The following is a 12,648-nucleotide window of genomic DNA, read 5'->3' as shown; positions in this document are numbered from 1 at the left end:
GGCAGGAGATCAGATATATAATTTGCCTTCGTGATGTTTTTCTCTGGCTATCACATAGACACGTTCACTGTCATCGGTTGCTGGCGTGTGCGTAAATGCATCATACATGGCAAGAAGCTCCATACCTGCCTGTTCTACACAACGAATCATGTCCTCACAGGTCAGTCCGATCTGGTAATGGAATTCCTGCGTTTTTCGGTACAGGTCGTCCTCCTCTTTCAGAAACAGGCTGAGTGCAAGCTCGTTGACATTTTGTTCCTCATCATAATAATTATCCCAAATGAAGCTGACATCATCCCGATCCTCAGCAATCACTGAATCTGCAACGACATCCCGGAAATAGTGTTTGGTCTTAAAATCACAGATAAAGATACCCCCTGCTTCCAGATAATTATTTGCAAGAGAAAAAACGGTAGTGATCTGATCTGTATTTGACAGATAGTTGATGCTGTCACAGACGCATACAATGGCATTTACTGTTCCATATAATTCAAAGGAACACATATCCTGTTGGAGATACATAATGGATGAGAAACCATTCGCAATCTTTTTTTCATTTGCAATCTCCAACATATCGGAAGACACATCAATTCCGATCATATCATAGCCTGCGGCTGCAAGTCCTTCCGTGATCGTTCCCGTTCCGCAACCAAGCTCGGCAACCAGACCTTCGGTGATATTGTATTCATGGAGCAGGCTGGTGATATAAGATATCCATTCGTCATAAGGAATGTTATCCATCAGCTCATCGTATACCTGCGCGAAGCTTGTATAGGCATCCATAGAAAAACCTCATTTCATAAAATCTCAATGCCATCATTATATACATCTCAGAAAGGAAAAACAACCGTTTCTTTTGGAGCAGTTTTCTATTTGCTGCGGCAGACAGAATGTAAAAAATAAGGTTTGAGATTGAACATGGTGGGCTTTTGTGTTAATATAAATTCGGTTAGAAATCCTCATATGGAAGAAACCATATATGAAAGTGGGTAGTTTGGCATGATAAAGTTCTACAGAACAGATCATAAGGTTTTGTCAGAGATAACAGAATATGAAGACAATATGTGGGTTTGTATGACGAAACCTACAGTAGATGAGACCAAACTGATTGCAGAAGATTTTGAGATTGATCTGGCAGATGTCAGAGCTGCATTGGATGATGAGGAGAGCTCCCGTGTGGAGGTCGAAGATGGTTATACACTGATCCTTGTCGATATTCCGTCGATCGAGATGAGAAATGAACGCGAAGCATATACAACTATTCCTTTGGGTATTATCCTCGTAAAGGACATTCTGATCACGGTATGCGCGGAGGATACGCCTGTTCTGGATGCATTTATTGAGTCAAAGGTAAAGGAATTCAGTACAAAGAAACGGATGCGCTTCATGTACCAGATTTTATATAGAAACTGCATGACCTATCAGTATTATCTGCGAGTTATGGATCGCAGAAGAAATCTGATCGAGCAACGGATCCAGGATGAGACAGAGGATGCGGATCTGATTGATCTTCACGAACTGGAATCTAACCTTGTATACTTTGCAACATCACTTCGTGCAAACGGAGTTGTATTAGATAAGCTTGCAAGATACAGCAGTATCAAGCAGTACCCGGAGGATCAGGAGCTCCTGGATGATGTTATGGTCGAGAACAAACAGGCTATCGAGATGACCGGAATCTATCGAGATATCATAAGCGGTACAAGAGAACTGATGACGACGATCATTAATAACCGCCTGAATAATATCATGAAGTTCTTAGCGGCTATCACCATCGTAATGGCGATCCCGACGATCATATCCGGTATCTATGGAATGAACGTATCAGGTAAGTGGATGCCTCTCGCAGGAACCCCATACGGCTTCTACATTGTATGCGGCATCATTGTCCTGATCTGTATTATCATAGCGCTAATCCTCAAGAAAAAGAAAATGTTCAAGATGTAAAAATAAATCCGTCAAGCAAATAAGCAGCGTGTCTGTGTACAGACAACGCTGTTTATTTATTTGACGGATAAACACACATAAGCATGAAGGACGATAGTCCGGAATGCGCATGTGAGAAGCGATTTCGAAAGTTCGAAGAACGGAGAAATCGTATTATTTTTACAGGTAGAGGGAGGGTGACACATAAGCATGAAGGACGAAAGTCCGGAATGCGCATGTGAGAAGCGATTTCGAAAGTTCGAAGAACGGAGAAATCGTATTATTTTTACAGGTAGAGGGAGGGTGACACATAAGCATGAAGGACGAAAGTCCGGAATGCGCATGTGAGAAGCGATTTCGAAAGTTCGAAGAATGTTGACCCTCTTGCCTCATAATGCTAAACTTAACTTATTTAAAAACCAACATTCATTTCAAAGACAGAAAGTTTCTATCCTTAGAACCGCTGCATGAAAACAGAGCGAGAGCGATTTGCGTAATAAGTTACTAAGGATAGAAACTTTCGTTTGGGAAACGTGGGAAAGGAGACAACAACGATGAAGCTGTTTCATTTGTCGGATCTGCACATTGGCAAGATCGTAAATGGATATGAGATGTGGGAAGACCAGCGCTATGTGTTTGACCAGATCCTTGCATATGTAAGAGAAGAACAGCCGGATGCCGTGATGATCGCAGGAGATATCTATGACAAAGCAGTTCCATCCGCAAAAGCAGTAACAGAATTTGATGAATTCCTGACTGAACTTGCAGACAGCGGAACGATCATCCTCATTATCAGTGGCAATCATGATTCGGCAGAACGTCTGGATTTTGCCAGCAGTATCATGAAAAAGCAGAATATATATATGAAAGGAACCTATGGTGGAGAAGCCATGAAGGTGACGATGCAGGATAAATGGGGAGATGTGAATTTTTATCTGATGCCGTTTGTAAAGCCGTCAAACGTAAAAAATACATTATCGGATTTAACAGAAGAACCGGAGAAAGAGTCAGCAGCCTTAACATATACAGAAGCCATGCAGCAGGCAGTTGCAGCCATGCAAGTTGATCCGGGGAAAAGGAATGTACTGATCGCCCATCAGAACGTAACAAATAGTGGAGTGAACCGGCGGTCGGATTCGGAGACAATATCGATCGGTGGACTGGATAATATTGACCGTACGGTATTTGATATATTTGACTATGTGGCACTTGGACATCTTCATTCTCCACAGCAGATCGGAAAGCCGGAGATTCGGTACTGTGGCACACCGGTTATCTATTCTATGTCGGAAGCCGACGATCAGAAATCTGTCACAGTGGTAGAACTTGGAGAAAAAGGAAAGCTTTCGATCCGTGAACTGCCCCTGCACCAGCTTCATGCGTGGTACAATTTTACGGGTACACTTGATGAAGCCATGAGCCGGGAAGCAAATGAAGATTATGCGAGAATTGTGCTAACGGATAAGGAAACGATCATTGATGTTCAGGCGAGACTTCGGACCGTGTATAAGAACCTGATGTCAGTAGAATTCCAGATGGCAGATGGCAGCAGACCGGAACAGGAACGGACACTTGAGGATGTGAAGAATCTTGCACCTGATGAGGCATTTGCGGATTTCTATAACAGAAAGATGAAAAGGGAGCTGTCCGATGAAAATGCGGTTTATATCAGACAGTTGATCCGGGATTATTATGAACAGAGACAGGGGTGAAGATGATGCGGCCACTGGTACTTACAATGGAAGCGTTTGGAACGTATATAGAAAAAACGGAGATTGACTTTCGAAAATTTGGGAAACAGGGACTTTTTCTGATCTCGGGAGATACCGGATCGGGAAAGACAACGATATTTGACGGAATCATGTATGCCCTTTACGGAGAGACCAGCGCAGGAAGCGGGAAGAATAACACCGGACGAAACGGTGAAATGCTCCGAAGTGATTTTGCAGATCCAAAGCAGCTTACTTATGTAGAGCTGTTATTTGAAAGCGGCGGTCATGAATATAAGGTCTGGCGAAGTCCGGCGTATGAGAGACCGGGATACAAATCCATGAAGCAGGCAGAAGTGCGCTGGATGGAGGATGGACAGGAGACAGAGCTGAAAGCGGCAGATATTGATGGTAAGCGGACAGCAGGGGTGATCGGCAGGGTAAGAGAGGTGTTGGGACTTACGGCCGATCAGTTCCGACAGGTTGCGATGATCGCACAGGGAGATTTTAAGAAGCTGTTAGTTGCGGATACGAAGACCCGAAGCGATATCTTTAAGACGATATTTGATACGAAGATTTATGAATATATCCAGAACAGGATCGCACAGGACTGTAAAGAGGCAGAGGGGGTCTATACAGAGCTTGTTGCAAAGGTAGATCGTACGATAGAGGGAGTAGAGCTGCCGGATGAAACGGAGCTTTATAAAACAGGGCTTCAGGATCTGCCGGAGCATCTGGAAAATCGTCATCTGGCATTTGATGATATTCTGGAAGAGCTGCACAGCCTGAATCAGATCGAAGAAAAGCAGGCGAAAGATCTGCATCATCAGATTGAGAGTTATACACAGACCAATAACCAATATGACAACTGGTATACAGCAATCGAGAAAAATAAGAGAATCATTGGTCAGACCTATGATGGCTATGTGGCACATCTCGATGCATACAGACAGGTGAAGCAGGAATTTGTCAGTGCAGAAGCACAGAATCATAGTATGGAAGCACAGTCTACAGAACCGCTTATGCTGAGACAGGCAGAGCTTCAGAAACAGGCAGATTCTTTTGTGCGGTTAAATGAGATGGAGAAAGAACTGCTGCTTGTGGAGCAGGTATGCCATCAGGCAGGAAAGAAAAGACAGGATATTCTTGAAACAAAGAAGAAACTTCAGAAGCAGACCGAGGAGCTGGAACAGATCGTGAATCCGGGTGACACTTCACAGGTGAAGCTTGAGAAGGTTCAGACAGAAAAGAAGCAGATTGCAGAACGTATGCAGCGGTTACAGGAGCTTGAAAAAGAATGTCTGGAGATTGATCATCTGGAAATTAAGAAACAGCAGATGGTGGTTGATAATCGGAGTGCATTTGAGAAGCGGAATCAGGCAAATGCGAATTACGAGGAAGCTATCAGAAATCGGAATGATCAGATCTGTGGAGAACTGGCAGCGAACCTACAGGAGGGAACACCGTGTCCGGTCTGTGGAAGTAAGACACATCCGGAAAAGGCACATTGTGACGGAGCTGTTGTAACAGAAGAAATGGTAAAGAAGCTTCGTGCTGCATTTGATCAGGCGGATGCTTCATTCAGACGAAAAGAAAATGAGCTTGGAAGCCTGAATGGTCGTCTGGAAGAAAAACGGAATCAGACAACAGCAGCGGTTATGGAGATGGCAGCCTTTACCATACCGGATCAGACAGCACAGGCTGATGTTCTGATAGATGAGGTCAGAAAACTGCATGTAATCTGGGAGAAAAGGACAGAGGAAACAGAAGCCAGACTGCGGACACTTGAGAAAGAGCACAGAAGTTATCAGGAACATAAAAGGCAGCTTGGCGAGCTTCGTTTGCAGATAAAAGAACTGGAAGAAACGGAAGTGCGGGTAACAGAGGAATATCAGGAGGCAGACCGGAGTTACACGGCAAAGCAGGCAGCCGCGGCACAGATGCGACAGGAGATCCGGGGGGATGAGTCGGATATCCTGAAGCAACTGCAACAGGTGAGAAATGAGATTGCCGAGGTGAACCGGAAGAAGACAGAGGCAAGAGATACTTATAATAAACTTGCAAAGGAACTCTCTGCACTTGAAACAAATTTGAAACGTGATGCAGAAGATCAGAATATGCAATACAGACAGGAATGGCAGTTGGAGAAAGATGTTCTTTCTGCACTTGAAACGGACAGTGGAGAAATGAACACATCTGTAAATGACGAAAGTGTGATACAGAAGCTTCCTGACAGCAATCAAGAAAATGATTTTGCAGATGAACAGGAACTGGAAAAGCAGGCAGGCGGCTACGGAGAATGTTATACACATTTCTGTACGGCATCAACGGTTCTGCTTGAACAGATATCCGGGCAGATAGAACGCTCGATTCGGAAGAAAAACAGTGTTGCCATCAGGCATGATGCGATCGCGGAACGATTAGTTAAGAATAAGGCAGCATACAGCAAATTAAAGAAGGATTATGGAGCATATCTGAATATCTATAAGAGATACAGTAAGCTTCAGGATCTTTCACAGGCTGCACTTGGTAATTATAAGCTGGAAACCTATATACAGGAGGTCTATTTTGACCGCATTATAGACAGTGCGAATCACAGACTGCGCCAGATCGTATGCAACCAGTTTGAGCTGAAACGCGGACAGAAGACTGCAGGAAACAGAGGGCTTGATTTGTTCGTGCTGGATCATCGGACAGGAAAAGAAAGAGATGTCAAAACGCTGTCCGGCGGGGAAGCATTTGTAGCATCTCTGTCTATGGCACTTGGACTTGCCGATATTGTATCTGCAAATGCGGCAGGTGTAAGAATTGATACATTATTTATCGATGAAGGCTTTGGCTCTCTGGATTCTGATATTCTGGAGCAGGCATTAAATGTACTGGCTGAGTTGTCCGAGTCCGATCATCTGGTTGGTATCATATCTCATGTGGAAGAGCTGAAGCATCGTATCGACCGCCAGATCCTGGTTACTAAGGATCATCAGGGCGGCAGTCATGTGGAGATACAGGTGTAAAAAAATATACCCCACTGATCATAGGAAGATATCTGCTTACAGGCATTTGTATGATCAGTGGGGCATTTTTTAATATTTTACAGGAATTCCGTTTACGGATACTTCATCTGTGATCTCGATTACGATACATTTCCGTCCATCGATCTCACGGGTCTCTACGAGATCGGCGCGGTCAGGATTGACCTTGATCACAACCTCCGGAGTCTTTACCTCAAATGATTTTGTACTGGCGATATTATTTGCATAGAGCTGTACTTTTCCCGGAGCCGGTGCAGGCAGAGTCTCTTCGGAACCTTCGGCAACCGGACGCTGGTTCACGGAAGCAGCAGCGGCGCGATCAAAGTTTGCATCAAAGGTCTGCATTTTTTCTTCGGATACTCCCGAGGTTTCCAGAAGATTCTTTAATGAATTCCTGGATAAGGTCAGTGGTTCCGGACTATCCTTTTGTTCCTCGATCATTTCATTCAGATTCTCATGGATATTTCGGATCACTTCATAATCACAGTCCATTCCGAGTGTATCGGTGATGATCGTCTGGAATGCCTCTTTCTGATTACCGGCAGTTACAGGCATTCCCGTTCCGAGAATATAGCGGATAAATTCCTCATGGATCTCCTCCGGCTTCTTTGTATAGTAGAGAACATTATGGATATCGGCTGTCCGGTCGATAAATGCAGGGAACAGGAAACCGATATCAGGAACATCCACGATCCAGTCACGGATACGATTATGGAAGGTGTTCTCCGAATCAAAATAACTAAGTCCTGCCTTTGACAGATTTACATGGCAGATACAGCACATGATGTATTCGTAGATCTCATCCGAGGCATCATCCATTGTCAGTCCGTCGGTCGTTTTTCCGGGTACGTCATATGTATCATGGATCAGCAGGATCAGATAGTTCCCTGTATAGTCATAATTCTCGATCACCTTATCATAGAACTGGTCGATCAGTTCATCATCCTCTAATTTGCTGTTGCGCAGCTTTAACAGAAATTCCTGCGTACCGCCGTCAAATTCCGAATCTGTGGGAAACGGCATCGTAATCAGATTCTTTCCGATCGAGCCAGACAGATTTTTCTTAAAGATCTCAAAATATTTAAATGCTTCCTCCTCCGGCAGAGAGAGAAATGCTTCCTTCATTGTCGCAATTTTACGTCTGTCACCATCCACATAGCAGCCACAGATCTTATCGATCGAACAGGTAGCCTGCGCAAACTGATGCCGGATTTCCAGAACCTCTTTCTTTGTCATATGTATCAAACTCCTTTATAAAAACTTTAATAGTGCATTATGTGTTTCATGCATTCTATGCATTTAAAAAATCTAAAATAAGCCTAATAAGTGTATCACCTAAAAAAAACAAAGACAAGAATTGACATCCATAACTTTTAATATTTCACATGGTTAACAATGATATTTAGATTTGTAAAAACAAATGTGTAATAATTATATTGCCATACCAATATACAGATAGAAGTGTGGAATGATATATTTCATGTAGCAAACCTATCCGAGTGCCGGTACTTAAGTTGCGTCTTTTGCAACTTTATGTACCGCTGCATCGAGGATAGAACGAGAGTGATTTGCGAAATGAAGATATATCATTCCACACTTCTATCGTCCCCACATCTTAATAAATCTTAAGGATATCCCAAATTGTATCTTAATGGTAGAAAGCCTTACAATGATACCGTCAAAGAAAGATATGGAAAATATCAGCGGTTTGCTGTATCCTAAAAAGGAATGCGTGGTGCGCACACGTACCGGAAAGATACAGACAACGATTATATTTTCAGACGAGGAGAGAAAAATGTATAATATATTAATTTGCGATGATGAGAAAGATATCGTATCAGCTTTAAAGATTTACCTGAAAACATCCGGCTACAATATTTATGAAGCTTACAACGGAAAAGAAGCGTTAGAGCAGATCAAAGAGCATGACATCCATTTGGTGTTAATGGATATCATGATGCCGGAGATGGATGGGATCACAGCGATGTTAAAGATCCGCGAGGAGACGAATCTGCCGGTTATCCTTCTGACCGCAAAGAGTGAAGATACAGATAAGATCCTTGGACTGGAAGTGGGTGCAGATGATTACATTACCAAGCCGTTTAATCCGGTAGAGGTGATCGCCAGAGTGAAATCGCAGCTTCGAAGATATATGCAGCTTGGAAGCGGACAAATCAAGAAAGATGCGATCGTGATCGGGGGAATTGAGTTGAATGATAATTCCAAACAGGTTACGGTCGATGGCGAACTGGTCAGTCTGACACCGACAGAATATGATATTTTAAGGCTTCTGATGGAACATCCGGGACAGGTATTTTCACCGAGAGATATTTACAAGGAAGTCTGGAAAGAAACACCGCTCGGAGCCGAAGGTTCGGTAGCTGTCCATATCCGTCATTTGCGTGAAAAGATAGAGATCAATCCCGGAGAACCAAGATATATCAAGGTGATCTGGGGCAGAGGTTATAAGATGGAATATCAGTAAACCTCTATACAGTCTGACAGGAATGGAGAATGCGAAACATGAATAAGTTAAAAAATAACAATCCTTTTAAATTACTGATTTATACGTTATTTTTTATCACCTGTAGCGTTGGATTTATATTGGGTTATGTACTGCTTGATATGTATGAAGCCGGAATATTTCAGGGCAGATCGGAATCGGAGCTGCGGGCAGAACTGGAAGCGGATTATCAGAGCGAGATGTTGACTACCTGTGTGAATCGTGGTGCCGAGTATATTAGAAATACTCTGGATATCAGTTACAGTGATGATGAATGGGGAGACTATGAATACGATCCCGATGCTTTGCAGAAAAAGGATATGAATCATGATAATGTTGTCGATGCAAGTGATTTTCTGATGCTGTTGTCGGAAAAGGAAAATGCATTTGATAAATATGATCGTACCTATAAAGAGGATTTGGAGAAAACATATGGATATGCGAAAACAGATCTGTATGTGAGTGTTGGTGATGATTGGGATTCTTCAAAAACGGGTGAATCAAATTCCATTATGCTGGCGCAGACAGATAATCTGCCGGAAAAAGCATTAGTATATGGAGTTTTAGGAGAGAAAGCAGTTGTCAGTACGACGACCGGTATTCCTACAGGAAAGATTCTGAGATATGATACCTATAAGGAAGCACAGAGTATCGGTGTGGAAAAAGAAGGAAACAATTATAATTATGTTAACCTGCGTATGCCGGATGAAGCAGCTCTTTCCAGGTCAGAGGTGTCTGATGATTATGGAATTGATCTGAGTGATCTGGAGGAAAATACCACAGATACGGAAGCAGAGACGGAAGCCGAAACCAAGAATTCAGGAATATCGGAAGAGTCTGCAACATCAGAAGATTCAACAACAATGGAGGAGGAAATAGAGAGTTCCGGTTCATACAATACGCCGGAGGGAGTAACGATTTCTTATAATAGAAATCAGATAGCGATCACAGCAAACGGAACGACAAAGCAGTACGAGTATTATGCGGAGGATGATATGTATTATCCGATCATAAAAGATGGATATACCGTAATCGTTGGCAATTATGCAGGAGACGATATTACGATATATGCTTCCGGTAATTTATATATCGACGGCACATCTGACGTTTCTTCACGTATGAATAAGAGCCTACAGGCGATCAGCAAAGCTGCTTCGGGAAAGAACAGAATCCTGCTCTTCTTTGGACTTGATTTTGTTTTGTGTATCATATTCATGATCACAAGTATGGTATTATCCGGTAAAGACGGTGTTGTAAGAAAAACAGAAAAGGTTCCGGTTGAAATTATATTGGCTGGAATAGTCGTTTTGATAAGTCTGTTGATTGCTTTTGCACAGAATATATGTTATTCCTTATCATATGCTTATTATAGTTACAGCAGTACAGACCGGCTTCATTATTTTATTGATAGCAGTATTACAGGACATGATATTGAGACTATTGTATGTCTGATCGGTTTGGGTTGTATCTGTACGGTCGGACTTTTACTGATCAACAATCTGATCGCAAGAGTCAAACAGTCGAATTTGCTTAATACATCATGGATTGTCAGACTGGGTCGTAAGTTGTTTGGAAAATCGGGAAAGATAACCGCATTTTTCCGGTATGTATTCAGCAAGGTTCCATTTATAATAAAAGCGATCCTTTTGTATATCGTAATTACGATCGTTGAAATTATAGTAGCATTGCTTGTTTTTAATGCTGTATATATAAATGAAGCTGGATTTATTGTATTAATGCTGTTGAAGATCATCTGTGCAATTGCCTATATGGCATTTGTCTGTATGATGCAGGAGCTTTTCCAGGGTGGAGACAAGCTTGCAAAGGGCGAGTATGGTCATAAGGTAAATACAAGATTCATGTTTGGAAAGTTCAAAGAACATGGCGAGAATCTGAATCATATCAATGAAGGTGTCCAGCTTGCGGTAGATGACCGGATGAAAAGTGAACGGATGAAGACGGAGCTTATCACGAATGTATCGCATGATATCAAGACACCGCTTACTTCTATTATTAACTATGTCGATCTGCTTCAGAAGGAGGATATTGAAAAAGAACCTGAGGCTTCTTATATAGAAGTAATAGCAAGGCAGTCAGCAAGGTTAAAAAAACTGATCGTGGATCTTGTGGATGCTTCTAAGGCATCGACCGGAAATGTAAAGGTAGAGCTTGTAAACATGGATGCGAATATGATCGCAGAACAGGCATCCGGTGAATATATTGACAAATTGATGCAGAAGAATATCACGCTGGTAACGAATCTCGCAAAGGATCGTGCAGGGATCGAAGCAGATGGCAGACACCTCTGGAGAGTATTTGATAATCTGTTAAATAATGCATTCAAATATACAATGCCGGGGACTCGGTTATATGTAAATACTTATATAACCGATGAAGATGGATCGGTGATCCGTGATCTTAAAAAGAGTATCAAAGAGCCTGCAAAGGTATGCATAGAGTTCAAGAACATATCAGAAGCACCCCTGAATATTTCAAGTGATGAACTGATGGAACGCTTTGTAAGAGGTGACAGTTCCAGAAATACAGAGGGAAGCGGACTCGGTTTATCCATTACAAGAAGCCTGTGTCAGCTTCAACATGCGGATTTTAACATCGTGATCGATGGAGATCTGTTTAAGGCTGTGATTACATTTGCATACTGTAAAGAACCACAGGAAGATCAGGATGTGGATCAGACAGAAGCCGCAGAAGACATAGATATTGAACAGTAGTCACCGGGATTTGAAAAAAACAGTTATTTGTTCACAAAATATATAAATAATTATTGACAACTAACGAATGTTAGAATATACTAACCAACATAAGAACGTAGTAGTTATATTTATTGATATAAAAATGGAGGAATAAAATGATTGTTCAGGAAATCCGTAATGACAATGTGTTTGGTTATGTAAGATATCAGGGAGAACCAAACCGGAAGGATGCAGTGATCGAGAAGCTTAGAAAACAGGGATTTCGCATTACAAAACAGAGATGCATTCTGTTAGATATTATTCTGGATGAAGACTGTTCTTCTTGTAAGGAAATATATTACAAGGCTGTCAAGAGAGATGACAGTATAGGAATCGCAACGGTATACAGGATGGTGAACACACTGGAAGACATCGGTGTGATCAGCAGAAAGAATATGTACAAAGTTGCGTGTTTCTAAAAATGGGATCATCCCCCACCGGAACGTACACTCAGGTGTAAAAACACATACAAACATACAAATGGGACATCCACAATGGTGTGGATGTCTTTTTTCTGTATTGTATTCCGTTTTGTCTCTGCTCAGTCTGATACTATTGCTATATGCATCGACATTTGCATAGTTTCGTAGTGAGACTTGCACTAGCTGTCAGCATAAAGCCCATGTCTGAGCCCGATAGGGCGAGTTAGGGCGACTGCTGACAAATAAGCGTGCGAGTCGAACAGAAACGAAGCAAGTCGTGCATATAGCAGTGGTATCGGACTG

8 protein-coding genes are annotated in these 12,648 nt (G+C 42.3%); 6 read left to right on the top strand and 2 right to left on the bottom strand.

Annotation, left to right across the window (positions count from 1 at the left end; translation table 11 throughout):
* Window positions 1-9 precede the first annotated feature (9 nt).
* Window positions 10-783, bottom strand: a complete 774-nt coding sequence (locus GT641_RS04740) for a class I SAM-dependent methyltransferase (RefSeq protein WP_161116934.1) — start codon at window positions 781-783, stop codon at window positions 10-12.
* Window positions 784-999: 216 nt separating this feature from the next.
* Between GT641_RS04740 and GT641_RS04735 the strand changes: the two genes are divergently transcribed.
* The 3 genes from GT641_RS04735 (at window position 1,000) to GT641_RS04725 (ending at window position 6,649) form a co-directional block, all read left to right on the top strand.
* A complete protein-coding gene (locus tag GT641_RS04735) occupies window positions 1,000-1,947 on the top strand; it encodes a magnesium transporter CorA family protein (RefSeq protein WP_021943669.1) in 948 nt (315 codons plus the stop codon).
* A 533-nt stretch (window positions 1,948-2,480) separates the two neighbouring features.
* Window positions 2,481-3,638: an exonuclease SbcCD subunit D gene (locus tag GT641_RS04730; RefSeq protein ID WP_008402958.1), complete on the top strand. Its 1,158-nt coding sequence runs from the start codon at window positions 2,481-2,483 to the stop codon at window positions 3,636-3,638.
* A gap of 2 nt (window positions 3,639-3,640) precedes the next feature.
* The gene (locus GT641_RS04725) at window positions 3,641-6,649 is read left to right on the top strand and encodes an SMC family ATPase (protein ID WP_243143696.1); all 3,009 of its coding nucleotides are present in this window, start codon (window positions 3,641-3,643) and stop codon (window positions 6,647-6,649) included.
* A 69-nt stretch (window positions 6,650-6,718) separates the two neighbouring features.
* Here the strand turns inward: GT641_RS04725 and GT641_RS04720 are convergent, their stop codons facing one another.
* The gene (locus GT641_RS04720) at window positions 6,719-7,903 is read right to left on the bottom strand and encodes a DUF4317 domain-containing protein (protein ID WP_161116932.1); all 1,185 of its coding nucleotides are present in this window, start codon (window positions 7,901-7,903) and stop codon (window positions 6,719-6,721) included.
* 559 nt (window positions 7,904-8,462) lie between these two features.
* Here GT641_RS04720 and GT641_RS04715 point away from each other — a divergent pair.
* The 3 genes from GT641_RS04715 (at window position 8,463) to GT641_RS04705 (ending at window position 12,342) form a co-directional block, all read left to right on the top strand.
* Window positions 8,463-9,152 (top strand): response regulator transcription factor, encoded by a 690-nt coding sequence (locus GT641_RS04715; RefSeq protein WP_117785483.1) that lies wholly within the window; start codon window positions 8,463-8,465, stop codon window positions 9,150-9,152.
* Between the two features lie 38 nt (window positions 9,153-9,190).
* Window positions 9,191-11,902 (top strand): HAMP domain-containing sensor histidine kinase, encoded by a 2,712-nt coding sequence (locus GT641_RS04710; RefSeq protein ID WP_161116931.1) that lies wholly within the window; start codon window positions 9,191-9,193, stop codon window positions 11,900-11,902.
* A gap of 137 nt (window positions 11,903-12,039) precedes the next feature.
* The gene (locus tag GT641_RS04705; protein ID WP_008402965.1) at window positions 12,040-12,342 is read left to right on the top strand and encodes a transcriptional repressor; all 303 of its coding nucleotides are present in this window, start codon (window positions 12,040-12,042) and stop codon (window positions 12,340-12,342) included.
* Window positions 12,343-12,648 lie beyond the last annotated feature (306 nt).

The organism is Clostridium sp. BIOML-A1, from assembly GCF_009874105.1.
In the GTDB taxonomy this organism is placed as follows: Bacteria; Bacillota; Clostridia; order Lachnospirales; family Lachnospiraceae; genus Coprococcus.
This window is presented reverse-complemented; position numbering and strand designations above follow the sequence as displayed.

Bases quoted from the DNA above. Each gene is read 5' to 3' on its own strand.
- GT641_RS04715 (WP_117785483.1), top strand. From the start codon at position 8,463: ATGTATAATATATTAATTTGCGATGATGAGAAAGATATCGTATCAGCT.
- GT641_RS04725 (WP_243143696.1), top strand. From the start codon at position 3,641: ATGATGCGGCCACTGGTACTTACAATGGAAGCGTTTGGAACGTATATA.
- GT641_RS04740 (WP_161116934.1), bottom strand. From the start codon at position 783: ATGGATGCCTATACAAGCTTCGCGCAGGTATACGATGAGCTGATGGAT.
- GT641_RS04705 (WP_008402965.1), top strand. From the start codon at position 12,040: ATGATTGTTCAGGAAATCCGTAATGACAATGTGTTTGGTTATGTAAGA.
- GT641_RS04735 (WP_021943669.1), top strand. From the start codon at position 1,000: ATGATAAAGTTCTACAGAACAGATCATAAGGTTTTGTCAGAGATAACA.
- GT641_RS04720 (WP_161116932.1), bottom strand. From the start codon at position 7,903: ATGACAAAGAAAGAGGTTCTGGAAATCCGGCATCAGTTTGCGCAGGCT.
- GT641_RS04710 (WP_161116931.1), top strand. From the start codon at position 9,191: ATGAATAAGTTAAAAAATAACAATCCTTTTAAATTACTGATTTATACG.
- GT641_RS04730 (WP_008402958.1), top strand. From the start codon at position 2,481: ATGAAGCTGTTTCATTTGTCGGATCTGCACATTGGCAAGATCGTAAAT.